At 54.3% G+C, this 23,243-nt stretch carries 24 protein-coding genes; 17 read left to right on the forward strand and 7 right to left on the reverse strand.

Translation table 11 applies throughout. The features are described 5' to 3' along the window. Positions 1-2 precede the first annotated feature (2 nt). The 5 genes from I2E77_RS09390 to I2E77_RS09410 all read right to left on the reverse strand — a co-directional run bounded on the left by I2E77_RS09390 (position 3) and on the right by I2E77_RS09410 (position 5,414). The gene (locus tag I2E77_RS09390; protein ID WP_191405544.1) at positions 3-1,085 is read right to left on the reverse strand and encodes an RING finger protein; all 1,083 of its coding nucleotides are present in this window, start codon (positions 1,083-1,085) and stop codon (positions 3-5) included. 239 nt (positions 1,086-1,324) lie between these two features. After that, positions 1,325-1,582 (reverse strand): HPr family phosphocarrier protein, encoded by a 258-nt coding sequence (locus I2E77_RS09395; protein WP_087232942.1) that lies wholly within the window; start codon positions 1,580-1,582, stop codon positions 1,325-1,327. A gap of 208 nt (positions 1,583-1,790) precedes the next feature. After that, on the reverse strand, positions 1,791-3,713 hold the full coding sequence (locus I2E77_RS09400; protein WP_195451101.1) for a PTS fructose transporter subunit IIABC: 1,923 nt from the start codon (positions 3,711-3,713) through the stop codon (positions 1,791-1,793). 31 nt (positions 3,714-3,744) lie between these two features. After that, on the reverse strand, positions 3,745-4,647 hold the full coding sequence (gene pfkB, locus I2E77_RS09405) for a 1-phosphofructokinase (RefSeq protein WP_195451102.1): 903 nt from the start codon (positions 4,645-4,647) through the stop codon (positions 3,745-3,747). After that, the gene (locus I2E77_RS09410) at positions 4,644-5,414 is read right to left on the reverse strand and encodes a DeoR/GlpR family DNA-binding transcription regulator (RefSeq protein WP_195451103.1); all 771 of its coding nucleotides are present in this window, start codon (positions 5,412-5,414) and stop codon (positions 4,644-4,646) included. The genes pfkB and I2E77_RS09410 overlap by 4 nt, the downstream gene beginning before the upstream one ends. A 368-nt stretch (positions 5,415-5,782) precedes the next feature. Here I2E77_RS09410 and I2E77_RS09415 point away from each other — a divergent pair, with 368 nt between their 5' ends. The 5 genes from I2E77_RS09415 to I2E77_RS14275 all read left to right on the forward strand — a co-directional run bounded on the left by I2E77_RS09415 (position 5,783) and on the right by I2E77_RS14275 (position 10,631). Beyond that, a complete protein-coding gene (locus I2E77_RS09415; protein WP_195451104.1) occupies positions 5,783-7,024 on the forward strand; it encodes an aminopeptidase in 1,242 nt (413 codons plus the stop codon). Between the two features lie 44 nt (positions 7,025-7,068). Next, the gene (locus tag I2E77_RS09420; RefSeq protein ID WP_087232957.1) at positions 7,069-8,013 is read left to right on the forward strand and encodes an L-lactate dehydrogenase; all 945 of its coding nucleotides are present in this window, start codon (positions 7,069-7,071) and stop codon (positions 8,011-8,013) included. A 210-nt stretch (positions 8,014-8,223) separates the two neighbouring features. Further along, complete coding sequence (locus I2E77_RS09425) at positions 8,224-8,448, forward strand: FeoA family protein (protein WP_087232960.1); 225 nt, start codon at positions 8,224-8,226, stop codon at positions 8,446-8,448. A 2-nt stretch (positions 8,449-8,450) separates the two neighbouring features. Further along, positions 8,451-10,454, forward strand: a complete 2,004-nt coding sequence (gene feoB, locus I2E77_RS09430; protein ID WP_195451105.1) for a ferrous iron transport protein B — start codon at positions 8,451-8,453, stop codon at positions 10,452-10,454. Between the two features lie 18 nt (positions 10,455-10,472). Further along, a complete protein-coding gene (locus I2E77_RS14275) occupies positions 10,473-10,631 on the forward strand; it encodes a FeoB-associated Cys-rich membrane protein (RefSeq protein WP_191362205.1) in 159 nt (52 codons plus the stop codon). 51 nt (positions 10,632-10,682) lie between these two features. On the opposite strand, the gene I2E77_RS09440 is transcribed toward I2E77_RS14275, so the two are convergent. Then, entirely contained in the window at positions 10,683-11,255 is a 573-nt protein-coding gene (locus I2E77_RS09440) for a uracil-DNA glycosylase (protein ID WP_087232969.1), read from the reverse strand. A 187-nt stretch (positions 11,256-11,442) separates the two neighbouring features. Between I2E77_RS09440 and I2E77_RS09445 the strand changes: the two genes are divergently transcribed. The 4 genes from I2E77_RS09445 to pdxT are packed head-to-tail and all read left to right on the forward strand — an operon-like array spanning position 11,443 to position 13,749. Then, a complete protein-coding gene (locus I2E77_RS09445; protein WP_087232971.1) occupies positions 11,443-12,012 on the forward strand; it encodes a PduL/EutD family phosphate acyltransferase in 570 nt (189 codons plus the stop codon). Between the two features lie 32 nt (positions 12,013-12,044). Further along, positions 12,045-12,278 (forward strand): hypothetical protein, encoded by a 234-nt coding sequence (locus tag I2E77_RS09450; protein WP_195451106.1) that lies wholly within the window; start codon positions 12,045-12,047, stop codon positions 12,276-12,278. 16 nt (positions 12,279-12,294) lie between these two features. After that, positions 12,295-13,170: a pyridoxal 5'-phosphate synthase lyase subunit PdxS gene (gene pdxS / locus I2E77_RS09455; RefSeq protein WP_087233086.1), complete on the forward strand. Its 876-nt coding sequence runs from the start codon at positions 12,295-12,297 to the stop codon at positions 13,168-13,170. A 3-nt stretch (positions 13,171-13,173) separates the two neighbouring features. Next, a complete protein-coding gene (gene pdxT, locus I2E77_RS09460) occupies positions 13,174-13,749 on the forward strand; it encodes a pyridoxal 5'-phosphate synthase glutaminase subunit PdxT (protein WP_087232974.1) in 576 nt (191 codons plus the stop codon). A gap of 51 nt (positions 13,750-13,800) precedes the next feature. Here pdxT and I2E77_RS09465 read toward each other — a convergent pair whose 3' ends face one another. Continuing rightward, the gene (locus I2E77_RS09465; protein ID WP_087232977.1) at positions 13,801-14,979 is read right to left on the reverse strand and encodes a DegT/DnrJ/EryC1/StrS family aminotransferase; all 1,179 of its coding nucleotides are present in this window, start codon (positions 14,977-14,979) and stop codon (positions 13,801-13,803) included. Positions 14,980-15,290: 311 nt separating this feature from the next. Here I2E77_RS09465 and I2E77_RS09470 point away from each other — a divergent pair, with 311 nt between their 5' ends. From I2E77_RS09470 to I2E77_RS09505, 8 genes are all read left to right on the forward strand, one after another. Then, on the forward strand, positions 15,291-15,878 hold the full coding sequence (locus I2E77_RS09470) for an acyltransferase (protein WP_191441297.1): 588 nt from the start codon (positions 15,291-15,293) through the stop codon (positions 15,876-15,878). Beyond that, positions 15,879-17,006, forward strand: a complete 1,128-nt coding sequence (locus I2E77_RS09475; RefSeq protein ID WP_195451107.1) for a DegT/DnrJ/EryC1/StrS family aminotransferase — start codon at positions 15,879-15,881, stop codon at positions 17,004-17,006. A 38-nt stretch (positions 17,007-17,044) separates the two neighbouring features. Further along, positions 17,045-18,364: a nucleotide sugar dehydrogenase gene (locus tag I2E77_RS09480; RefSeq protein WP_195451108.1), complete on the forward strand. Its 1,320-nt coding sequence runs from the start codon at positions 17,045-17,047 to the stop codon at positions 18,362-18,364. Between the two features lie 137 nt (positions 18,365-18,501). After that, positions 18,502-19,608 carry a Gfo/Idh/MocA family protein gene (locus I2E77_RS09485; protein WP_195451109.1) on the forward strand — a complete coding sequence of 369 codons (1,107 nt, stop codon included), beginning with the start codon at positions 18,502-18,504 and terminating at the stop codon, positions 19,606-19,608. Positions 19,609-19,611: 3 nt separating this feature from the next. Continuing rightward, positions 19,612-20,694 carry a non-hydrolyzing UDP-N-acetylglucosamine 2-epimerase gene (wecB, locus tag I2E77_RS09490; protein WP_195451110.1) on the forward strand — a complete coding sequence of 361 codons (1,083 nt, stop codon included), beginning with the start codon at positions 19,612-19,614 and terminating at the stop codon, positions 20,692-20,694. A 7-nt stretch (positions 20,695-20,701) separates the two neighbouring features. After that, the gene (locus I2E77_RS09495) at positions 20,702-21,949 is read left to right on the forward strand and encodes a glycosyltransferase family 4 protein (RefSeq protein ID WP_195451111.1); all 1,248 of its coding nucleotides are present in this window, start codon (positions 20,702-20,704) and stop codon (positions 21,947-21,949) included. Positions 21,950-22,194: 245 nt separating this feature from the next. Further along, positions 22,195-22,602, forward strand: coding sequence for a Fur family transcriptional regulator (locus tag I2E77_RS09500; RefSeq protein ID WP_087232994.1), 408 nt, complete (start codon positions 22,195-22,197; stop codon positions 22,600-22,602). A 28-nt stretch (positions 22,603-22,630) separates the two neighbouring features. Further along, entirely contained in the window at positions 22,631-23,176 is a 546-nt protein-coding gene (locus I2E77_RS09505; RefSeq protein ID WP_191362196.1) for an NADH peroxidase, read from the forward strand. Positions 23,177-23,243 lie beyond the last annotated feature (67 nt).

Here is a 23,243-nt window from a genome sequence, read left to right on the forward strand (position 1 = left end):
ATTTAATAGAGAAAGAGCTGAGGGAGATAAACCACAATCATATAACAAATCAACAGACAGATGGCCAGGGAGGTGTTCACACCGCCGTGCAGCTGCAAACGGACGGCATAATCCGACGGGTCGGGGTTTTCCTCCCGGAGCGTGCGGATTTTGCGGATACAGTGGTTCATATACATGCGGTTTCCATTGAATCCGACAAACAGCATGAGGGCAAACCGAAGCAGCGAGAGCAGGCTGGGAGCCCATACCAGGAAAATTTGCCAGGGAGCCTGCTGCATCAGCAGCGACATGAACTGGACCGACTGTTCCATGGTCGGGTAGGCGGCGTTGATATCCACGCCGACCTGCTGCATCAGATCCATGATGATAGGCGTGGCAAAGCGATAGGAGATAAAGGTGGAAAGCACATAGATCAGCAACATAATCCCCGTGAAAATGGCGCCCCATTTATATTGTTTGCGGTAAAGCATCCAACCGCCAGAGCAGAGAAACGCGGAAAAATTGAACCGGTTCCGATGGTAGCGCTTCCGGTTGACAAAGGCCGGAATATAATATTGGGGATTGGTTTGTACAAATTTTGCTGCATCGCCCGCCGTGACGCCGTCTCCGAGGGGTTCCTCCGGTCTAACGCCGCCCATAGGGTCGAAGGCGAACGGGTAAGGGCCGCTGTACGGGGCGTTTGGTGCGCCAGGGTTTTGATAGGGCGGGGAATTCGGCACGCCAGGATTCTGATAAGGCGAAGCATTGGGGTTCGGTGTCCCGTATGGGGAATACCCTCCATTTGGTGAGGCGCCTTTGCTTGCTCCACCGCTTAACAGCTGACCACATTGGTCGCAAAACAGCGACTCACGGGCGTTTTTCTTGCCGCAGCGTGGACAGATCTTCCCTTCGGCGCCCGTTTCCGTTTGCTTTTCCGGGGGCTTCCAGGCGTCCGGGGTTCCATGCTTTTCTTGAAAAATACAATGTCCAGCTTGCTGATAGCAGGCACGATGATAGGGCGCGCCGCATTCCGGACAGACAACGATGTCGTCGTCAGAGGTAAACGGTTTGCCGCACACAGGGCATTTCAAACCGGTATAATCCATTCTGTGTCCTCCTTGTCGGGGCCCTTTTGGCCCGCAGTCCATTAATATAGTATTCTATCGTTTTTTAGGAGAAACTGCAAGGTTTCCAAGGATAAGTTTTCAGCCTATTCACAGTTTTTCAAAAATCCGGAAATCAAACGCATGGTTGGCTGGCTGCCATCGCATTCAAGCGGAGAAAGGGCCATACAAAAAACAGCCCTTGGGAAATTCCCAAGAGCTGCTTATTTTTCTATAAAAGATTACAGATTTTCCTTAAAGAATGCCTCCAGTGCGGGAGCAGCCGTATCCTCGTCTGCACCTTCCACACATACGGTGACAGTCTCGCCCTTCTTAGCCGCTAAGCCCATGACAGAGAAGATCTTTTTAGCGTCTCCGCTTTTGTCGTCCTTCTTGATCGTGATCGTGCTGGCAAATTCCTTTGCCTTTTTGACAAGCAATCCTGCCGGTCTTGCATGGATACCTTCCGCATCGGTGATGACATACTGAAATTCCTTCATCTTAAATATCTCCTTGTCTATCAATTGGTCCCAATGGCTCACAAGATGCCCAGAGGGACCTGTTATTATTCTTATTATAGAAGGAAAATTGGGCCGGGTCAAGGGATTCCAGACGGGATTTTGCGGGGGATTGAAAAAAGTGCAGCAAGGCTGAAAACGGCCCAATTTTGCTATTTGCTCTCCTTCCTGGAAAGCAGATCATTGGAAATTAGTGCTCTTCCTTGATCGGCTTTTTCAGCAGGGCCAAGAGGAGCATGGCGACGACGGAGCCGATCAAGAGGGATACCAGGTACATGGGCCAATTTTGGACCACAGCGAACACGAAGATTCCACCGTGCGGCGCCGGAAGCGTGCAGCCGAACAGCATGGAGAGCGCACCGGCCACAGCGGAACCGACCACGCAGGACGGGATGACGCGCAGCGGATCGGAAGCGGCAAAGGGGATAACGCCTTCTGTGATGAACGAGAAGCCCATAATATAGTTGGTAACGGTTGTCTGGCGCTCTTTTTCGGTAAAGCGGTTTTTAAAGAACGTAGTGCACAGGGCAACGGCAAGCGGCGGAACCATACCGCCGATCATCACGGCAGCCATAACGCCGGAGGAGACCGGGTCGCCGGCGGCATTGATGAGGGAGGCTGTGCCAAATACATAAGCCGCTTTATTGAACGGTCCGCCCATGTCGATGCTCATCATGCCGCCGACAATCGCGCCGAGGATGACGCCGCTGGTTGCATTCAAGCTGGCCAGAGCATTGCTGATCCACAAGTTCAACGCCGACACAGGGGGATTGATGATAAACTGGATGATGATGCCAATCGCCAGGATGCCCACCACGGGATAGATCAGGACCGGCTTGGTTCCTTCCAGAGATTTCGGCAGCTTGGCGCAGAGCTTCTCCAGGCCGAGCATCAGATATCCGGCTATAAAGCCGGCGATCAATGCGCCGAGGAAACCGGAGCCGCCGGCATTGGCCAATGCGCCGCCCACAAATCCTACCGCGAGTCCGGGGCGGTCCGCGATGCTCATGGAGATGAAGCCCGCGAGGATGGGCAGCATAAAGCCGAACGCTGCATTGCCGATGGTCTTAAAGAGCGCCGCCGCCGGGGAATTCATGCCGAAGTTGGCCGGGTCGCCGCCCGGGGCTAGGATGGTGTCGAGAAGGAAGGCGATTGCAATTAAGATGCCGCCGCCGATGACAAAGGGAAGCATGTTGGAGACACCGTTCATCAGATGCTTGTAGATCTGATGGCCGATCCCCTCCTTCGCGGTGCCGGTTTCCGCCTGGGCATGGCCGCCCTGTGCGTGGAAAACCGGCGCTTTGCCGTCGAGGATGGTCTGGATCAATTCCTGCGGGCGGGAGATGCCGTCGGACACCTGGGTTTGAACGACCGGCTTGCCGTCAAAACGGGGCATATCCACTTTTGTATCCGCAGCGACAATGATTCCGTCCGCAGCCGCGATTTCTGCCTGCGTCAAGACGTTCTTCTTGCCGCCGGAACCGTTGGTCTCCACCTTGATGGTCACGCCCATCTGCTTGGCCTTTTCCTCCAGGCTTTCCGCCGCCATGTAGGTATGGGCAATTCCGGTCGGACAGGCCGTTACAGCGAGGATGCGGTAAGTACCCGGCGCGGCTTTTTTCGCCTCTTCCTCTTTTTTCTCCGTTTCCGCTACCTTCTTGTTTTCGGCTTCGTCCACCAAACGGAAAAATTCTTCTTTGTCCTTTGCGTCGATCAGGCCCTGGCGGAAATCGTCGTCCATCAGCAGGACGCTCAGGCGCCCCAGAACGTCCAGATGGATATTGTCCTCCGTGTCCGGCGCGGCGATCAGGAAGAACAATTTGGCCGGTTCGCCGTCCAGGGAGTCAAAGTCCACGCCGTCGCGGACGACGATCACGGCAAGGCCCGCGCTTTTGACCGCTTTGGTTTTCGCGTGGGGAATGGCGACCCCCTCGCCAATTCCTGTGGAACCGATGGTTTCACGCTTTAAAACGCATTTTTTGTACTCTTCCTTGTCGAGTATATTTCCAGACCGCACCATCAGGTCCACCAGGAGGTCGATTGCCTCCGCTTTGCTTTTGGGGGTGGCATTCAGATCCATTGCGTCTTTGTTCAGAAGTTCCGTAATACGCATAACAAGTCCTCCTATTAAAAATCTCAAGCTATTACATGGTTTTTAAAAGCGCCCGGATGTCATCGCCGCTGGCCAGCCATTCCTGGAAGGCCGAGGCACTGCCGGCGGCCAGGCCGGTCTGAAACGCGGTTTCGTAGTTTTGCGAAGAGAGATAACCGGCAAGGAATCCGGCGACCATCGAATCCCCCGCGCCAACCGAGTTGACCACATGGCCCTGCGGTGGCAAACGCTTGTGGATGCCGCCGCCTTCATCCACCAGGATGGCTCCGTCGCCCGCCATGGAAACCAGGACGTTGCGCGCACCCATCTGCTGAAGCTTTTGCGCGTGGGAGATAATGGCCTCGTCCGTCGTAAGGTGCTGCCCAAAGAGTTCACCCAATTCGTGGTTGTTGGGCTTAATCAGGAAGGGCTGGTATTTTAAGACATTCCGAAGCAATTCCCCGGTGGCGTCCACCACGGCATGGATGTTCCGGCCCTGTAGATGCTCCAAAATTTTTTCGTAGATGTCGGCCGGCAGGGTGTTGGGGATGCTTCCAGCCAGGACCAGCCCGTCGCCGTCGGAGAGATGCTCCAACTTTGCGAACAGGTCCTGTAGATTCTGTGGACTGAGATACGGGCCCTGCCCGTTGATTTCACTCTCCTGTTCGGCTTTGATTTTGACATTGATCCGCGAAAACCCTTCCTGCACTTGGATAAAATCGTTGCGGCAACCACATGCATCGAGCAGCCTGCGGATTTCCTGCCCGGTAAACCCTGCGGTAAATCCAAGGGCGGTGCTCTCAACCCCCAAGTTGCGCAGGACGATCGAGACATTGATCCCCTTACCGCCGGGATAGAGCTCCTCTTTTGCTGTGCGGTTGACGCTGCCAAGTTCCAGGGTGGGGAGTTTTACAATGTAGTCGAGTGAGGGGTTGAATGTTACGGTATAGATCATGAGGACGTTTGCTCCTTTCCAAGGTCTGTTTCAATCACGGTCGTGTGGGAGCGGAGTTGTTTATCCGGTAAAGCAGTTGTGATAACAGCGGCTTGGGATAGATCCGCGAAGATGACCGAATAGAGTTGGTTGTATTTGGAGGGGTCTGCCAGCACATAGCGCTTGTTGCAGCGCTGGATGGCTTCGGTTTTTACGCGGGCTTCCTCGATGTCCGGCGTGCTGAACCCATCGCCAACGCGCATGCCGTTTGTCCCGAAAAAGCCGATGGAGAAACGATACCGTTGCAGGCTGTGCACCGCTTCCGTCCCGACGATTGCCTCCGTGACCGCCTTGATCTTGCCCGACAGGATGTAGGCTTCCAGGCCCTTTTCCGCGAGTTTCCGCGCGTGGACAATCCCATTCGTCACATAGACGGCGTCCTGTTCATGGAGGTAGTCGATCATCCGCTCGGTAGTGGTGCCCGCATCCAGGAACACAAAATCGTTTTTATGTACCAGGGAGGCGGCACATTGCGCGATGCGGTTCTTTTCCTCCACATGGAGGTTGTGGCGGACAGAGGTTTTGTCCTCTGTCATCTGGTAGACGCCGTTGATAGAGGTGGCCCCGCCGTGGACCTTGGTCAGTTTTCCCATCCGGTGAAGCGCCGTCAGGTCGCGCCGGATGGTGGATTCCGAGCTGTTCAGGAGTTCCGTCAATTCCAAAACCGATACGGCCTTTTTTTCCTCCAGAAGTTTGAGAATGGCGGCATACCGTTCTTCTGTCAACATTTCGATCACTTCCTTTGTTCATATAATACAGTCAATATCAGTCAAAGTCAATCGAAATCGATCAAAAACATGACGAAAAACGAACGGATGAGTTATGCAAAACAAACAATCTACAAAGATAACGCGGTGTATTCTGTGAAAACTAACGGGTAACTTGAACAGGTTTGGCTGAAATTGACCGAATGGGTTTGGAGGAGGTGCGCCCAAATCCAAGCATGCGCCTAGTTGTATTTTGCCTGCGAATCGGATATGATAGATTCATACAGAGATCGCTGTCTACAGAAGTTTGTGCGAAAAGAGAGCGATTATGAGCGAACGAAAGCGGTTTTCCAAAACCGGCTTTGGATATAAGGAAAAGAGGATGCAGAATGGTTACGCAAGATACATTGCGGAAATATGCGGAGTTGGCCGTGCGGGTCGGGGTAAACGTGCAGCCGGGACAATTGATGGTTTTGGCGTCCCCTGTGGACTGCGCGTTCTTTGCCCGCCTTTGCGTGGAAGAGGCTTACCGGGCCGGAGCGGGGGAAGTCCGCGTCAATTGGACGGATGAATACACGGACAAGCTGCGCTATGAATACGAAGAACAATCGTCGATGGCTTCTATAGCCCCTTGGCGGATCCAGCAGAAGCAGGATGACATTGACCGCCGCTGCTGTTTTTTGCACATAAAGTCCAGCACGCCGGGGCTGCTGGCGGAGATTCCCGGAGAAAAGCTTCAGGCTGTGCGCGTTGCAGAGGAGCTTGCCTTTGAGAAATTTGAATATTACACCATGGCAAACCATGGGCAATGGAGCATTGTGGCTGTGCCGTCCATTGCATGGGCCAAAAAAGTGTTCCCGGAATTGGAGGAACAGGCGGCATTGGACGCGCTTTGGGACGCCATCCTCGCTGGGGTGCGGATTGGCGGAAACCGCGACGCTGTCGCGGAATGGCAGGCGCACATTACCCGTTTAGCGGAAAACAGCCGCAAATTAAATACCTATCATTTCCAGGCGCTGCACTTCCGGAACGGTATCGGCACCGACCTCACGGTCGGTCTGGCCAAGGGGCATATCTGGGAGGGAGGAAGCTCCCGTGCAGACAACGGCGCGGTATTCGTTCCGAACATGCCGACCGAGGAGGTGTTCACCGCCCCGGATAAATGCCATGTAAACGGGCGCGTCTACGCAACAAAACCGCTCAATTACCAGGGAAAGATGATCCGCGACTTCTGGTTCGATTTTCGCGATGGAAAGGTCTGCGCATACGGCGCCAGCGAGGGCGAAGATGTGCTAAAGAATCTCGTGGAATTTGATGAGGGCAGCGCTTACCTCGGCGAAGTGGCGCTGGTGCCGGACGATTCGCCCATTTCACGTTCCGGATTATTATTCCTGACAACCCTGTTCGATGAAAACGCCTCCTGCCATCTTGCGTTGGGCGCATCGTACCCGGAAAATATCGAGGGTGGGGCGGCGATGGACCGCAAACAATTGGAGGCCGCCGGCGCCAATCAATCCAAGGAGCATTGCGACTTTATGTTCGGCAGTCCGGACATGCAAATCGACGGCATCCTTTCCGATGGAAGGGAGATCCCCGTATTTCGCAACGGTGTTTTTGCTTTCCCAGAATGAGGAATGATCCATAGAAAAATGACGATGTAAAGGAGTGAGCTTTAATGGTAAACATTCAAAAAGCAGCGATGATCGGTTGTGGTGCGGTGGGCGCGACCTCCGCGTTCAGCCTGATGCAGAGCGGACTATTTTCGGAACTGGTGTTGATCGACGCCAACCAGCAAAAGGCGGAGGGGGAAGCGACCGACCTCAGCCACGGCCTTCCCTTTGGCCGTCCCATGAAAATCTATGCCGGTACCTATGACGACCTGGCCGATTGCTATTTGATTATCATCACGGCGGGCGCGGCGCAAAAGCCGGACGAGACCCGTATCGACCTGGTCAATAAAAATGTGAAGATTTTTAAGAGCATTATCCCGGAGATCGTAAAGCGCAACACGGAGGGGATTCTGCTGGTGGTTTCCAATCCGGTGGACATCCTGACGTATGTGACGTTGAAGCTCTCCGGGTTCCCGACAAACCGGGTCATTGGCTCCGGAACCGTGCTGGACACAGCGCGGTTGAAATACCTGTTGGGCGAGCATTTGCAGGTCGATAGCCGCAGCATCCATGCGTTTATCATCGGCGAGCACGGCGACAGCGAGCTGGCGGTTTGGAGCAGCGCGAACGTCTCCGGCGTAGATTTAAACCATTTCTGCGAATTGCGCGGCCACTACAACCATATGGAGGCCATGGAGCGCATCTACACCGATGTGCGCGACAGCGCCTATGAGATTATTGAGAAAAAAGGCGCCACCTATTACGGCATCGCCATGGCGGTGCGCAGGATCTGCGAGAGCATCATCCGGAATGAGCACTCCATTTTGCCGATCTCCAGCCTGATCTGCGGCCATTATGGGCTGGAAGATGTGTGCATGGGCGTACCTACCGTGGTAGGGCGCAACGGTGCAGAGACCGTTTTGGATATTCCGCTCAACGGCTTGGAGCAGCGCAAACTGATGGCTTCTGCCGACGCGCTTCGCAAGGTTCTGGATGGAATTGAGTTGTAACGGTTCCGGCCAATAGAAAAAAGCAACGATGCCCCTGGGCTGTTTTCCGACAGCACAGGGGCATTTTGCATAAGAATTTGTATAGAGCATTGTGGAATCTCGATGACGTGTGTCTTGACAAATTTTTTAGGAAGGGATTATAATAAAAAAGATAGCATAGGCTAACTTTTGCCGATGGTATACGATTCAGGAGAGAGGGATTGTGGGAATATGACGTTGGATGAATTGAAAATTGGTCAAAAATCCCGAATTCTTGCGGTAAATGGGCAGGGGGCTTTGCGCCGCCGTTTGCTGGACATGGGATTGACGCCGCATACGGAAGTCATGGTGCGCAAGGTAGCGCCCATGGGGGACCCGATTGAATTGCATTTGCGCGGTTATGAGTTGACGCTCCGCATCGAAGATGCGAAGAACATCGAAGTGGAGGAGGTATAACCGTGATTTTTGCATTGGCTGGAAACCAAAACTGCGGAAAAACGACCCTGTTTAACCAGTTGACCGGCTCAAACCAACACGTCGGAAATTTTCCCGGCGTCACAGTGGAAAGCAAGGAGGGCGTCATCCGCGGGTATAAGGACGATACGGTCGTTGACCTCCCGGGAATCTATTCCCTTTCACCCTATACCAACGAAGAGATCGTAACGCGTGATTTCCTTCTGAAAAACAAGCCGGACGGCATCATCAATATTGTGGATGCCACGAACATCGAGCGCAATCTCTATTTGAGCATGCAGCTCATTGAGCTGCATATCCCGATGGTGATCGCCCTCAACATGATGGACGAAGTCCGGGCGAACGGCGGCACCATTAAGATCGATAAATTGCAGGAGGAACTTGGGGTCCCGGTGGTCCCAATTTCGGCCAGCAAAAATGAAGGCATCGACGAGTTGATCGAGACCGCCGTGCGGACTGCGCAGAACCATCAATACCCACGGCGCCAAGATTTTTGTTCCGGCGCAGTACATAGGGCGATCCACTCCATTGCGCACCTTGTGGAGGATCACGCAGAGCGCATCCACACACCTCCGCGGTTTGCTGCCACCAAACTGGTGGAGGGCGATGAGCCCATGTTGAACGCCTTGAACCTCTCGGACAACGAGAAGGACATGGTGGAGCACGCCGTCACGGAAATGGAACGCGAACTCGATACGGACCGCGAGGCAGCTTTGGCCGATATGCGCTATACGTTTATCGACCGCCTTTGCGCCGACAGCGTGGTAAAATGCGGGGAAAGCAAGGAACATGCGCGCAGCGTAAAAATGGATAACCTGCTGACCAACAAATATTTGGCGATTCCGATTTTTCTTGTCATCATGCTGCTGATCTTTTGGCTGACCTTTGGGGTCGTCGGCAGCTTCTTGAGCGATTTGCTTTCCCAGGGCATTGATTTTGTCACAAATGTGGTCAGCGATGCGCTCACCGCTTATGGGATCAATCCCGTGGTGCATTCCCTGGTGATCGACGGCGTTTTTGCCGGTGTGGGAAGCGTGCTCTCCTTTATTCCCACGATTGTGGTGCTGTTTTTCTTCCTTTCTATTTTGGAGGACAGCGGTTATATGGCGCGTGTGGCGTTTGTCATGGATAAACTCCTGCGCAAGATCGGCCTTTCCGGAAGAAGCTTTGTTCCGATGTTGATTGGATTCGGCTGCTCGGTCCCCGCGATTATGGCGACGCGGACCCTGTCCAGCGAGCGGGACCGGAAGATGACGATTCTGCTCACACCGTTTATGAGCTGTTCGGCCAAGCTTCCCATTTATGGGATGATTACGATGGCGTTTTTCCCCAAGTATCGCGCCCTGGTGATGATCGGGCTTTATGTGTTGGGGATGGTCGTCGGTGTTTTGATGGGGTTACTTCTGAAAAGGACGTTGTTCCACGGCAAGCCCGTGCCGTTTGTTATGGAACTTCCGAACTACCGGCTGCCCAGCCCCAAGAGCGTCGGCATGCTGCTGTGGGATAAGGCGAAGGACTTCTTGACCCGCGCCTTCACGGTGATCTTTGTTGCGACCATCATCATCTGGTTCTTGCAGAGCTTTGACGTCCGTTTAAATCCCGTTTCCGCAGGGGATGACAGCATGTTGGCGGGGATCGGCCGTTGGATTGCTCCCATTTTTGCGCCGCTTGGCTTTGGCGATTGGCGCGCCTCCACCGCATTGCTCACGGGATTCAGCGCAAAGGAGGCGGTGGTCAGCACCTTTGCCGTCCTGACCGGCTCGAATACGGCAAATATGTCGGCCGCCCTTTCGTCCATCTTTACGCCGCTGACTGCGATTTCCTTTTTGGTATTTACCCTGCTTTATACCCCGTGCGTCGCGGCGATCAGCGCGGTCCGGCGTGAAATGAACAGTGGCAAAGCGGCGGTCGGCGTGGTGTTTTTGCAGACCGGCGTCGCGTGGGTGGTGGCCTTTATCGTCTATCATATCGGGCTGCTGTTTGTGTGACATCGAAAGGACGATTGTATGCATGCGATTGATTTTGTCATTCTTGCGGTGATTTTTGTGTTGGTGGTTTTCGCAGCGCGTTACGCTTGGAAGCATCGGAACACCTGCTGTGGCAACTGTTCCGGCTGCTCGCACTGCAACGCCTGTGAGAACGCTCACAAACCAGAAAAAGAATAGCGCATAAAAACGGAGGGCCGCCCATGCATTGGACGGCCCTCCGCAGCGTTGTTATTCCAGCGGGATACCGAGTTCGTCGATCTTCTCGCGCAATTTTAAAAAGTCTTCAAATGCGCCGGGCTTGCTGCTGGGGTTGCGCAGGAGCGCGGCCGGGTGCAGCGTCGCCATCATCCAGACGCCATTTTTTTCGGTAAACACGCCGTGTTCCCGCGTGATTTTGAAGTCGGGCCGGATGAGCTTCATGGCGGCGATCCGGCCGAGGCAGACGATGATCTTCGGGCGGATGAGGTAGACCTGGTTGCGCAACCAGCCGATGCAGGTTTCCTGCTCTTCCGGGAGGGGATCGCGGTTTTGTGGGGGACGGCATTTCACGATGTTCGCAATATAGATGTTCTTTTGGCGGTTCAAGTCCACGGCGTCAAGCATCTTGTCCAGAAGCTGTCCACTGCGTCCGACGAACGGTTCCCCCTTTAGGTCCTCCTGTTCGCCCGGCCCTTCACCGATGAACAGGATTTTTGCTTTTTTATTTCCAACGCCAAACACCAGGTTGGTCCGCCCGGAACACAAACCACATTTTTGGCATCCCATGCAGGCGGCCTCCAACTCATCCCACGTCTGGTACATGCTTTTCCTCCCTTTATCCCGGATTAAATCCGATCTCTTTTGTTTCAGATTATTATAACACGAAATATTCCCCAGGAAAAGAAGGGAATTCCGTTGAATTTTCTTGCGTCCTGCGGTACAATAAAGCCATAACCCATTGCTTTAAAAGGCAAGCTGCTTATTTAATAAGATTTAGGAGATGGATGCTATGAAAATTATGGTAGAAACTTCCGCGCGTCACGTGCATTTGACGCAGGAGCATTTGGATATTCTGTTTGGAAAAGGTTATGCGCTCACACCGAAGAAGGATCTGTCCCAGCCGGGCCAGTTTGCCTGCGTAGAGAAAGTGGAAGTGGTTGGCCCCAAGGGTTCGCTGAAGATGTCCATCCTCGGACCGGTCCGTCCGGAGACGCAGATCGAGATCTCCAAGACGGAGACCCGTACTCTGGGCATCGATGCGCCGCTGCGCATGTCCGCCGATCTGGAGGGCACGCCGGGCTGCAAGATCATCGGGCCGAAGGGCGAAATCACCGTCGATAAGGGCGTCATCGTTGCAAAGCGCCATGCCCACTTTACGCCGGACGACGCAAAGGTCTTTGGGGTGACCGATGGCCAGGCGATCCAGATCAAGCTGGACTACAATGGCCGCTCGTTGATCTTCGGCGATGTGATTGCGCGCGTCAGCAAGACGGCTGGCTTGGCGGTGCATATTGATACGGACGAGGCCAATGCCGCAGGCTTGACCGGTACGGTAGACGGCGAAGCCATTATCGGTTAATTCTAAACCGCTTTTCTGGAAGAGGGTTGCTGTTGATTGACAGTGACCCTCTTCTTTTTATCGCCAAACTGACCTGGTTAAAATTGCACAAATTGGATATTGCGAAAGATACAGATGTAATTATAATGAAAAACAACATGGGAAAGCCCTTGTTCCATCGGATGGAGTTTTGGCGCCGGGTCATCGGGAAATATGGTTGCAAACATATTTCCTCCAACGGGGAAGCCTCTCGCAGCAGCGTGTGTGCTTCTCTATGCGATGTATGAAATAGGAGGAAGTCATATGCAGAACGACCGTTACGAATTGAACAAACAGCTTGCCCAAATGCTCAAAGGCGGGGTGATTATGGATGTCACAACGCCGGAGCAAGCGAAGATTGCAGAAGCGGCAGGGGCTTGCGCGGTGATGGCTCTGGAGCGCATCCCGGCGGATATCCGCGCGGCCGGCGGCGTCTCCCGCATGAGCGACCCAAAGATGATCAAAGGCATCCAGGAAGCGGTGTCCATCCCCGTCATGGCCAAATGCCGGATTGGACATTTTGCAGAAGCGCAGATATTGCAGGCGATTGAGATCGACTATATCGATGAAAGTGAAGTCTTATCCCCGGCGGACGATGTCTATCACATCGATAAGACGAAATTCCAAGTGCCCTTTGTCTGTGGCGCCAGGGACTTGGGGGAGGCGCTCCGCCGGATTGCAGAAGGAGCGTCCATGATCCGCACAAAGGGCGAGCCCGGAACCGGCGACATTGTGCAGGCGGTCCGCCACATGCGTCGGATGAACGCAGAGATCGCCCGCTTAACTTCGATGCGCGAAGAGGAACTCTTTGAAGCGGCCAAGGAGCTGCAAGTCCCCTATGAACAGGTCCAGTTTGTCCATAGCCACGGCAAACTCCCGGTCGTCAATTTTGCAGCGGGCGGCGTGGCGACCCCGGCGGATGCCGCGCTGATGATGCAGCTCGGCGCGGAAGGCGTGTTTGTAGGGTCTGGGATTTTTAAATCCGGCAATCCGTCCAAGCGGGCAGCGGCCATTGTCAAGGCGGTGGCAAATTATCAGGATGCGGACCAGCTGGCAAAGCTCTCCGAAGACTTGGGGGAGGCCATGGTCGGAATTAATGAGCAGGAGATCGAAGTGTTGATGGCGGAGAGGGGACGGTAACCCATGCGGATTGGCGTGTTGGCAGTGCAGGGGGCGTTTGCGGAGCATATCGCCATGCTGCAAAAATTGGATGCCGAGCCGTTTGAAATCCGCCAAAAGCGGGATCTGGAACAGCCCTTTGACGGCCTGATCCTTCCAGGCGGAGAGAGCACGACGATGGGCAAACTCCTGCGGGAATTGGACCTTTTGGAAGATTTGCGAATGCGGATTGCCCAGGGGCTTCCAGTCCTGGGCACCTGCGCTGGCCTGATTCTCTTGGCGGAGAAGATTGCCAACGATGCACATACCTATTTTGGAACGCTGCCGGTCACGGTGCAGCGGAATTCCTATGGGAGGCAGCTCGGGAGCTTTTCCCAAACGGCGGATATAAAGGGAATCGGCCCGTTTCCGCTGGTGTTTATCCGCGCGCCCTCCATCGAAGCGATGGGCGCGGGCGTGGAAGTCCTGGTGGAGATCGATGGCAAAGCCGCTGGCGTGCGGTATGGGAATCAAATCGGGGTTGCGTTCCATCCCGAATTGACCGGGAATCCGGCCGTTCATCAGCTTTTTCTACAGAGGATTGAAGACTCCAAGATATAAACAGAAGCCATGTGGATATTCTCCACATGGCTTCTGTCAGTTTGCTCAGGTTTATTTGTGGTAGGTTTCTACAATGTCCGTTACAGCTGCGATGACATAATCCACCTGCTCGTCCGTCATCGTGGGATAGAGCGGGAGGGAGATGATCCGTTCGAAATGCTTCTGCGCCATCGGGAAGTCGCTGTCCACAAAGCCGAAACGCTTCTGATAAGCCGACATGTTGTGTACCGGGATAAAATGCACGCTTGTGCCGACGTTGCGCTCGTTGAGTTCCACGATGAATTGGTCGCGGTCGATGGTCAGCAACTCCGGTACAATGCGGAGCACATAGAGGTGCCAGCAGTGGGTGGTATAATCCGGGACAAACGGCGGGTCCAATGCGTCGATCTTCCCGAACGCCTCCTGATATTTGGCGGCAATCTTCAGGCGGGCAGCCTGCATTTCCTCCAAGCGGGAAAGCTGAACCAGACCCAGAGCCGCCTGAATATCAAACATGTTGTATTTGAAGCCGGGTTCTGCAATGTCGTATTTCCAGGAGCCGCCCTTTGCATAGCGGTTCCAGGCGTTGTGGCTCATCCCCTGGCCGGAGAGGATCCGTGCGCGTGCGTCGATCTCGTCGTCGTCGGTGACCAGCATACCGCCGTCGCCCGTGCAGAGGTTTTTCGTGGCATAAAAACTGTAGGAGGCCGCGCCCTGCAGTTTGTTGCCGATCAGACGGCCCTTGTAGCGGCTCCACAGCGCATGTGCCGCATCTTCGCTCACAAACAGGCCGTGCTTGTCCGCAATCGCATAGATGCGGTCCAGGTCGCAGACTTGGCCGCTGTAATGGACGGGAACGATGGCCTTTGTCCGGGAGGTAATCTTTTTCTCGATCTCATCCGGGTCGATGCAGCCGGTTCGGTAGTCGATGTCGGCAAATACAGGCGTTGCTCCTGTATGGATGATGGTGCTTGCGGTGGAGGCGAACGTCATCGGGGTGGTGATGACCTCGTCGCCGGGGCCAATCCCCTTTGCAAGCAACGCAATGTGAAGCGCCGCCGTGCAGGAGTTCATGGCGACAGCGTGTTTTGCGCCGAGATAACCGGCGAATTCCTGCTCAAACCGGTTGGTGCGGGGGCCTTTGGCGACCCAGCCGGATTTCAACGTTTCCACGACCTCGTTGATTTCTGCGTCGGTGATGTCCGGTACATTATAGGGGATAAAGTCGTCCCTTCTCTGAAAATCACTCATGAATTGATTGCCTCTTTTTCTCACAAAATATGGGCATGCTGTCTGACGTGCAGTCCGCTGTGGTTTTCCCTGCAAATTTGCGGGGAACCACACCGCCACACTGCATATTTTACGCCCAATATACGGTTTTACTAATAATTACGTGTAAATCATAATACGATTGATACCTATTGTCAACACTAATTGCATGGCGAAAGATTGACTAAAAAGGGCCTTCGAGATATAATGTTAGGGAATAAATGGCGGGAAGAATCGGGTAAAATAGGAAAAAACGGCGGGTTCTTTCTGCTGAAAAGGAATGGGGTTTGTTCGTGGAGAATACCGCAAACGACACATTTTTTGTTCACCCGAGCGCATGTGTGGACGAGAATGTCCAGATCGGGGAAGGGACAAAGATTTGGCACTTTTGCCACATCAGCCAGGACGCCTCCATCGGAGAGCATTGCTCGGTGGGGCAGAACGTCTTTGTTGCGCCTGGGGTGAAGATCGGGAACTTTTGCAAGATTCAGAACAATGTCTCCGTATACGACGGGGTGGAGCTGGGCGACTATGTGTTCTGCGGGCCGTCCATGGTTTTTACCAATGTGCAGCGGCCGCGCTGCAAGTATCCGCAGGCGGGACATCAGTTCTATCTCAAGACGCCGGTATGCGAAGGCGCCAGCATCGGTGCAAATGCAACCATCGTGTGCGGACACCGCATCGGCCGGCATGCGTTTATTGCAGCCGGAAGCGTGGTCACAAAGGATGTGCCCGATCATGCCATCATGATGGGCGTCCCGGCCAGACAGCGCGGATGGGCCTGCGAATGTGGGGAAACGCTGGATGAAGCGCTCCGCTGCCCCAAGTGCGGCAGAAAGTATTGCCAAGGTCCGGACGGCCTTGAGGAGGTAACCGAATAAATGCAGAAGATTGTTTTTAACGATTTGGAAGCGCAATACGCGCATTTAAAAAAAGAGATTGACGCGGGAATTGCTTCGGTGATTGAAGGCTGTCATTTTATTTCCGGGCCGCAGGTGGAAGAGTTGGAAAAAGCGCTCTGCGCCTATACGGGCCGGAAATACTGTGTGACAGTTTCCAGCGGAACAGACGCCCTGCTGATGCCGCTGATGGCTTGGGGCATCCACGAGGGCGACGCGGTGTTTGTGCCGGGCTTTACCTTCTTCGCTACGGCGGAAGTGGTCAGCTTGACTGGGGCGACGCCGGTATTCTGTGATATTAACCCGTACACGTTCAATATGGACCCCAATTCCCTGAGCGAGCAGATTGAGCGCGTGCTACGGGAAGGAAAGCTCACGCCAAAGGCGGTCATCCCAGTGGACCTCTTTGGCCAACCGGCGGAGTTTCCCAAGATCGAAGAGATCTGCCAGGAGCACCACCTTCTGGTGATGGAGGACGCCGCGCAGGGCTTTGGCGGCGCGATCGACGGGAAGCGCGCATGCTGCTTCGGCGACGTCTCCGCGACGAGCTTTTTCCCGGCGAAGGTGCTGGGCTGTTATGGCGACGGCGGGGCGATTTTTACCGACGATGAAGAGATGTACCAAAAGCTGGTTTCCATCCGCGTCCATGGAAAGGGCTCCTACAAATATGAAAATGTGCGCCTCGGATTGAACGCTCGTCTGGATACCATGCAGGCAGCGATTCTGCTTCCAAAACTCCGCGCCTTGGACGGCGAAATCGAGGTGCGCAACCGGATGGCCGCGCGCTACTCCGAGAAGCTGGAGGGCGTGGTGGAGCCGCAGAAGGTTTTGGATGGATACTTCTCCAGCTGTGGGTATTATACGGCGCAGGCAAAGGATGGAGCGCACCGCGATGCAATCATGGCAGGGTTAAAGGAGAAGGGAATCCCGACGATGATCTATTATCCCATTCCGCTGCATTTGCAAAAGGTTTATGAATCCCTTGGATATCAGAAAGGCGATCTGCCGGTTTGCGAGGCTCTGTGTGAGCGCGTGTTCAGCCTGCCGATGCATGGCTATCTGACGGAGGAGCAGGTCGACTTTATCTGTGATACGATCAAAAGTCTTTGATAATATAGAAAGAATTTAAAATAAGGTAGGTATGAAAGATGTCTGATGTAAAAAAGCAGCTGCTGGATAAAATTGCAAACAAGACCGCAGTGGTCGGTATTGTGGGCCTGGGCTATGTGGGCCTGCCTCTTGCGACGGAGTTCGCCAAGTCCGGCTACAAGACCATTGGCTTTGACGTACAAAGCAAGAAGGTAGATTTGGTCAATGCAGGGCACAACTACATTGGGGATATCGTGGACGATGTTTTCAAAGAGGTTGTAGAGTCCGGGAAGCTTTCCGCCACATCCGATTTCGCGTTTATCAAAGATGTGGATGCGGTTGCCATCTGCGTGCCGACCCCGTTGGATAAGTATCAGCAGCCGGACATCAGCTATGTAAAGGGTTCCACGGAATCTGTGGCGGAGCATTTGCATCCGGGCATGGTGGTCATCTTGGAGTCTACCACCTATCCGGGCACGACGGAAGAGCTTCTGATGCCCATTTTGGAGGCCACCGGCCTGAAATGCACGGAGGATTTCTATCTGGCCTTCTCGCCGGAGCGCGTCGATCCCGGCAATAAGCAGTATAAGACGAAGAATACGCCGAAGGTCATCGGCGGCGTGGGACCGGATTCCACAGAGGTGGCGGCTACTTTGTACCGCAATGTCCTGGAGGGCGGCGTCTACGAGGTTTCTTCCCCGGCGGTAGCGGAGATGGAGAAACTGCTGGAGAATACCTACCGCAATATTAACATCGGCCTGGCCAATGAGATGGCGATCATCTGCAACCGCATGGGAATCAATGTCTGGGAAGTGATCGACGCGGCAAAGACAAAGCCGTACGGCTTCCAGGCGTTCTATCCGGGCCCGGGCCTCGGCGGGCACTGCATCCCGCTCGATCCGTTCTATCTGGCTTGGAAGGCGCGTGAATACGACTATCACACCCGTCTGATCGAGACGTCCGGTGAAATCAACACCGGCATGCCGGAGTATGTAGTGGATCGTGCGATGAAGGTCCTCAACAAGAACAAGATCGCCATGAACGGCGCAAAAGTGCTGGTCCTTGGCGTGGCTTATAAGTCGGACATCGACGACTACCGCGAGAGCCCGGCGCTGAATGTGATTGACCGCCTGAACGAGCAGGGCGCTGTTACGACGTTCTATGATCCGTATATTCCGGAATATAAGCACAAGGGCGTTGTGCATACGGGCGCCAAGGAGCTCACGGACGATATGCTGAAAGCGGCGGACATCGTGATTATTTGCACCGCGCATGCGTGCTTCGATTACGACCGCATTCAGAAGTGCAGCAAGGAAATTTTTGACACCCGCAACGCGATGAAGGATGTCAAGGAACGCTCCAACATTGAGCTGCTGTAAGAATTGACAGCCGGCAAAATTCCCCCGTTTTCGCGACGGGGGAATTTTTTCCAACATGTGTTTAAAGGCTTTCTTTTAAAAGCGGTCCATGCAAAATTTCCGTTGAAACCACTGCGAATACGAGAGGATGGTATCAAATGAATAAACTTCGCCTTGCCCTCATCGGCTGCGGCCGTATTTCGAAAAATCATATTGTCGCTTCGGCTGAAAATAAAGACATCTGTGAATTGGTTGCCGTCTGCGACCCGGTGACGGAGCGCGCGGAACAGAAGGCAGCTCAGTACGAAGAATTGATGGGCGTGCGCCCTGCCGTCTATGCGGACTATAAAAAGATGCTGGAAGAGATGGAGATCGACTGCTGCGCGATTGCGACGGAGAGCGGATACCATGCGGAGATCGCCCTCTACTGCATCCAGCACGGAAAGCATGTGTTGGTGGAAAAGCCTATGGCGCTCTCCACCGCTGATGCAGAAAAGATGATCGCGGAGGCAAAGGCGCACAAGGTCACCTTGGGCGTATGCCATCAGAACCGCTTTAACGCACCGATCCAGCAGCTGCACAAGGCGTTGGAGGACGGCCGTTTTGGAAAGCTGGTCAACGGCACAGCGCGCATCCTTTGGAACCGCACAATGCCGTACTATGAGCAGGCTCCGTGGCGTGGCACCTGGGCGCAGGACGGCGGTACGTTGATGAACCAGTGCATTCACAACATCGATTTGCTCCAGTGGAGCCTCGGCGGGGAGCCGGATACGGTCATGGCGATGACCGGCAATTTCCTGCGCGACATCCAGGCGGAGGACTTCGGCGCGATCCTGATCCGCTTCAAGAACGGGGCGATCGGCATCGTGGAAGGGACCGCCTGCGTGTATCCGAAAAATTTGGAGGAAACGCTTTCCATCTTCGGTGGGACCGGCACGGCGGTCATCGGCGGCCTTGCGGTCAACCGCGTGCAGACTTGGAACTTTGAAACGCCTGCCCCGCAGGACGACGAAGTGGCAAAGATCAATGGCACGGACCCGAAGGACGTCTACGGCAGCGGCCATACGCCCCTGTACGCCAATTACATCCACGCCATTGAAAATGGGGTGGACCCGTTGGTGAGCGGCACGGAGGCAATCAAGGCGATGAAGATCATCCTGGCTGCCTATAGATCCCAAAAGACCGGCCAGCCGGTCAAATTCGACGATCTGGAGTTTTCCACGCTGGATATGCAGGATTCCGACGTGCGTTGGCACAGGGGGTAAACCATGAAAGTAATCACGGTAGTCGGCGCACGCCCGCAGTTTATCAAAGCGGCGGTGGTTTCGGAGGCCTTAAAGGGCGTGTGTGAAGAAAAGATCGTGCACACCGGCCAGCACTATGACGCCAACATGTCCGATGTGTTTTTCGAAGAGCTCGGAATCCCGAAGCCTGCTTACAATTTGGGTGTCGGTTCCGGCACACACGGCCACCAGACCGGCGAAATGCTGATGAAGATCGAAGACGTCCTGCTTGCGGAAAAGCCGGATGTGCTTTTGGTGTATGGCGACACCAATTCGACAATCGCGGGAGCGCTGGCGGCTTCTAAGCTGCACATCCCGGTGGCCCATGTGGAAGCGGGCTTGCGTTCGTACAACATGCGGATGCCGGAAGAGCAGAACCGCGTATTGACCGACCATATTTCCCACTGGCTGTTCTGCCCCACGCAGACCGCTGTGGATAATTTGAAAAAAGAGGGTATTGTGCAGGGGGTTCAGCTCACAGGCGACGTGATGCTGGATTCGGTGCTGCACTTCCTCGAGGTGGCGCGCCGTAACCCGCAAAAGACAGCGATCTTTGAAGCGCTTTGCATTGCGCCCAAGCAGTACCGCCTGGCCACGCTGCACCGCGCAGAGACCACGGACGGCGGCCTGGAGGCGATTGTGCGCATCTTCCGGGCGTTTGAGCAGCTTCCCCAGCGGGTGGTGATCCCGATCCATCCGCGCACACGCAAGCTGGCGGAACAGGCGATTGCCCAGGAAGGGTTTCACAATATTCAGCTAATCGACCCGGTCGGCTATTTGGAGATGCTCCTGTTGACCTCCAACGCCTGCCAGGTGTTGACCGATTCCGGCGGCCTGCAAAAGGAAGCCTGGTTTATGGAGGTCCCGTGCATCACCCTGCGCAAGGAGACGGAATGGGTGGAGACGCTGGACGGAAACTGGAATGTGCTCGCAGATCTGACCACGGAGGATATTTTGCAAAAGGCGCTGCACACAGTGCCCGACCCAGCGGCGCGCGGGAAGCTGCCGTTTGGCGATGGGAAGGCCAGCCAGAAAATCGCAGAGGCATTGAAAAGAGAGACGGAGTGAGTTTCATTTGAATATCGTCTATATCAACCATTATGCCGGTTCCGATAAACACGGCATGGAATACCGGCCGTATTTTATGGCGAAGCGCTGGGCGGAGGCCGGGCACAATGTCACCATTGTGGCGAGTTCCTATTCCCATCTGCGCACGAAGAATCCCGATATGCGCGGGCAAGCGACCATGGAGGAGATGCACGACGGCATCCGGTATTTTTGGATTGCGGGGCCTTCCTACCAAGGAAACGGTTTGGGACGCATAAAAAATATGCTCTCCTTCCTCCATGGGCTGAAAAAGTACCGCAAACAGATCGCGGCGCAGGGCAAGCCCGATGCGGTGATCGCATCCTCGACATATCCGTTGGACATTTATCCCGCCCGCAAGATCGCGAAGGAGTCCGGCGCCCTGCTGATCTACGAGGTGCACGACCTTTGGCCGCTCAGCCCCATCGAGCTCGGCGGGATGAGCCCGCACCATCCCTATATTGTTCTGATGCAGATGGCGGAGAATTACTGCTATAAACATAGCGACTATGTGGTGTCCCTGCTGCCGTGCGCGGAAGGCCATATGAAGGAGCATGGCCTTGCCAACGGAAAGTTTGTGTATATCCCCAACGGGATCGTAAAAGAGGATTGGGAGAAAGCGCCGGGGAATCCTCCGGTTTATGCGGACAAACTTGGACAGTACCACCGCGACGGTTGGTTCCTGATCGGCTATACCGGCGCCCACGGGATTGCCAATGGGTTGGACAGCTTTGTGGAGGCAGGGAAAGCCCTTCAAGGAAAGAAGATCAAACTCATCCTGGTAGGGCAGGGTCCGGAACGCGACCGCCTAATCCAGAAGGTTAAAGACCTTCACCTCGAAGAAAATGTGGAGTTGTTGCCGGCGGTCAAGCGCGATGCAGTGCCGGAGCTTTTGGCGCAGTTTGACGCCCTGTATGTGGGGTTGCAGCGGCAGCCGCTGTTCCGCTTTGGCGTGAGCCCCAACAAGCTTATGGATTATATGATGGCGGGGAAGCCGGTCATCTTTGCCATAGACGCGGGCAACGATATGGTGGCGGATGCTTCGTGCGGAATTTCCATTGAACCGGAAAACAGTGCGGCGATTGCAAAGGCGGCCATCCAGCTTGCGGAGACGCCGCAGGACCAGCTCCAGAAGATGGGGGCGCGGGGCAAAGCGTACATTTTGGAACACCACGAATACGGTGTTTTGGCAAAACAATTTTTGGACGTCTTCTCTTTGCCAAAGAGGGAGAAGTGAGTTTTATCCGAAGCAGGCAGGGCTTTCAGGCTTTCTGCCTGCTGTTTTGTCCTTGCAGGCATTTGTACAGGGAACGATACGGCGGTCTAGGTACAACGGGTCGTAATAGGAAAAAAATTGTAAAAATTTTAGAGCGCCCCTTTACAAATGGAAATCCTTGTGCTATGATTATATTCAGTAATAGGAATTGTTATCAATTATTAACCTGTTACATTCTGGCACAGAAGGAAGGTGCAGATGCCTCAATGGAGAAACGACAGAACTTTAGCCGGAAGCGGGAAGCAATTTTGATGACCATTCGCAACGCCAAAATTCATCCCACAGCGGAATGGGTCTATCAGCAATTGAAACCCCAGTATCCCGACTTGAGTCTGGGAACGGTCTATCGCAACATTGCGCAGTTCAAAAACGATGGGATTATCAATAGCGTTGGCGTGGTAAACGGCCAGGAACGCTTCGACGGCGATATACGGCCGCATACGCATTTTATCTGCACAAAGTGCGGTGCAGTCATTGATATTCCGGGGGAATTTGTTGGAGCCCGGATTGGCAAGCAAGTGGCTAAGGAAAATGGATTGTTTGTGGAAAGCTGTGAAGTGATTTTTCGCGGCACCTGTTCCGATTGCATGAAAAGACAAGAAAGTCTTTCCTAATATTTTAATTTGTATGGAGGAACCTATCATGAAAAAATTTGTGTGTTCTGTATGCGGTTATGTCTATGAAGGTGAGCAGGCTCCGGAGTTCTGCCCCCAGTGCAAAGCGCCGAGAGAGAAGTTCATCGAGAAGAAAGAGGGCGCTTCCTTTGCTTGCGAGCATGAGATCGGCGTTGCGCAGGGCGTAGACAAGGAAGTCTATGACGGCCTGGTAATGAACTTCAACGGCGAGTGCACCGAGGTTGGCATGTATCTGGCAATGAGCCGTCAGGCAGAGCGCGAAGGCTATCCGGAGGTTGCGGAAGCGTTCAAGAGATATGCATTCGAAGAGGCAGAGCATGCTGCGAAGTTCGCAGAGCTGCTCGGCGAAGTAGTTACCAACAGCACCAAGAAGAACGTCGAGATGCGTGCAGAGGCTGAGGCGGGCGCTTGCGAAGGCAAGCTGCAGATCGCAAAGCGCGCGAAGGAACTGGGCTACGATGCAATCCATGACACCGTTCATGAGATGGCTAAGGATGAGGCCCGCCATGGCGCTGGCTTCAATGGCCTGCTGAAGAGATACTTCGCGGACTAATTGTACATTTCTCTTTCTACATAGGGAATAAAAGGGGCGGAATGGCACTTGCTGTTCCGCTCTTTTT

The organism is Anaeromassilibacillus sp. 1001302B_160321_C8, from assembly GCF_015554745.1.
Taxonomy (GTDB): domain Bacteria; phylum Bacillota; class Clostridia; order Oscillospirales; family Acutalibacteraceae; genus Anaeromassilibacillus; species Anaeromassilibacillus stercoravium.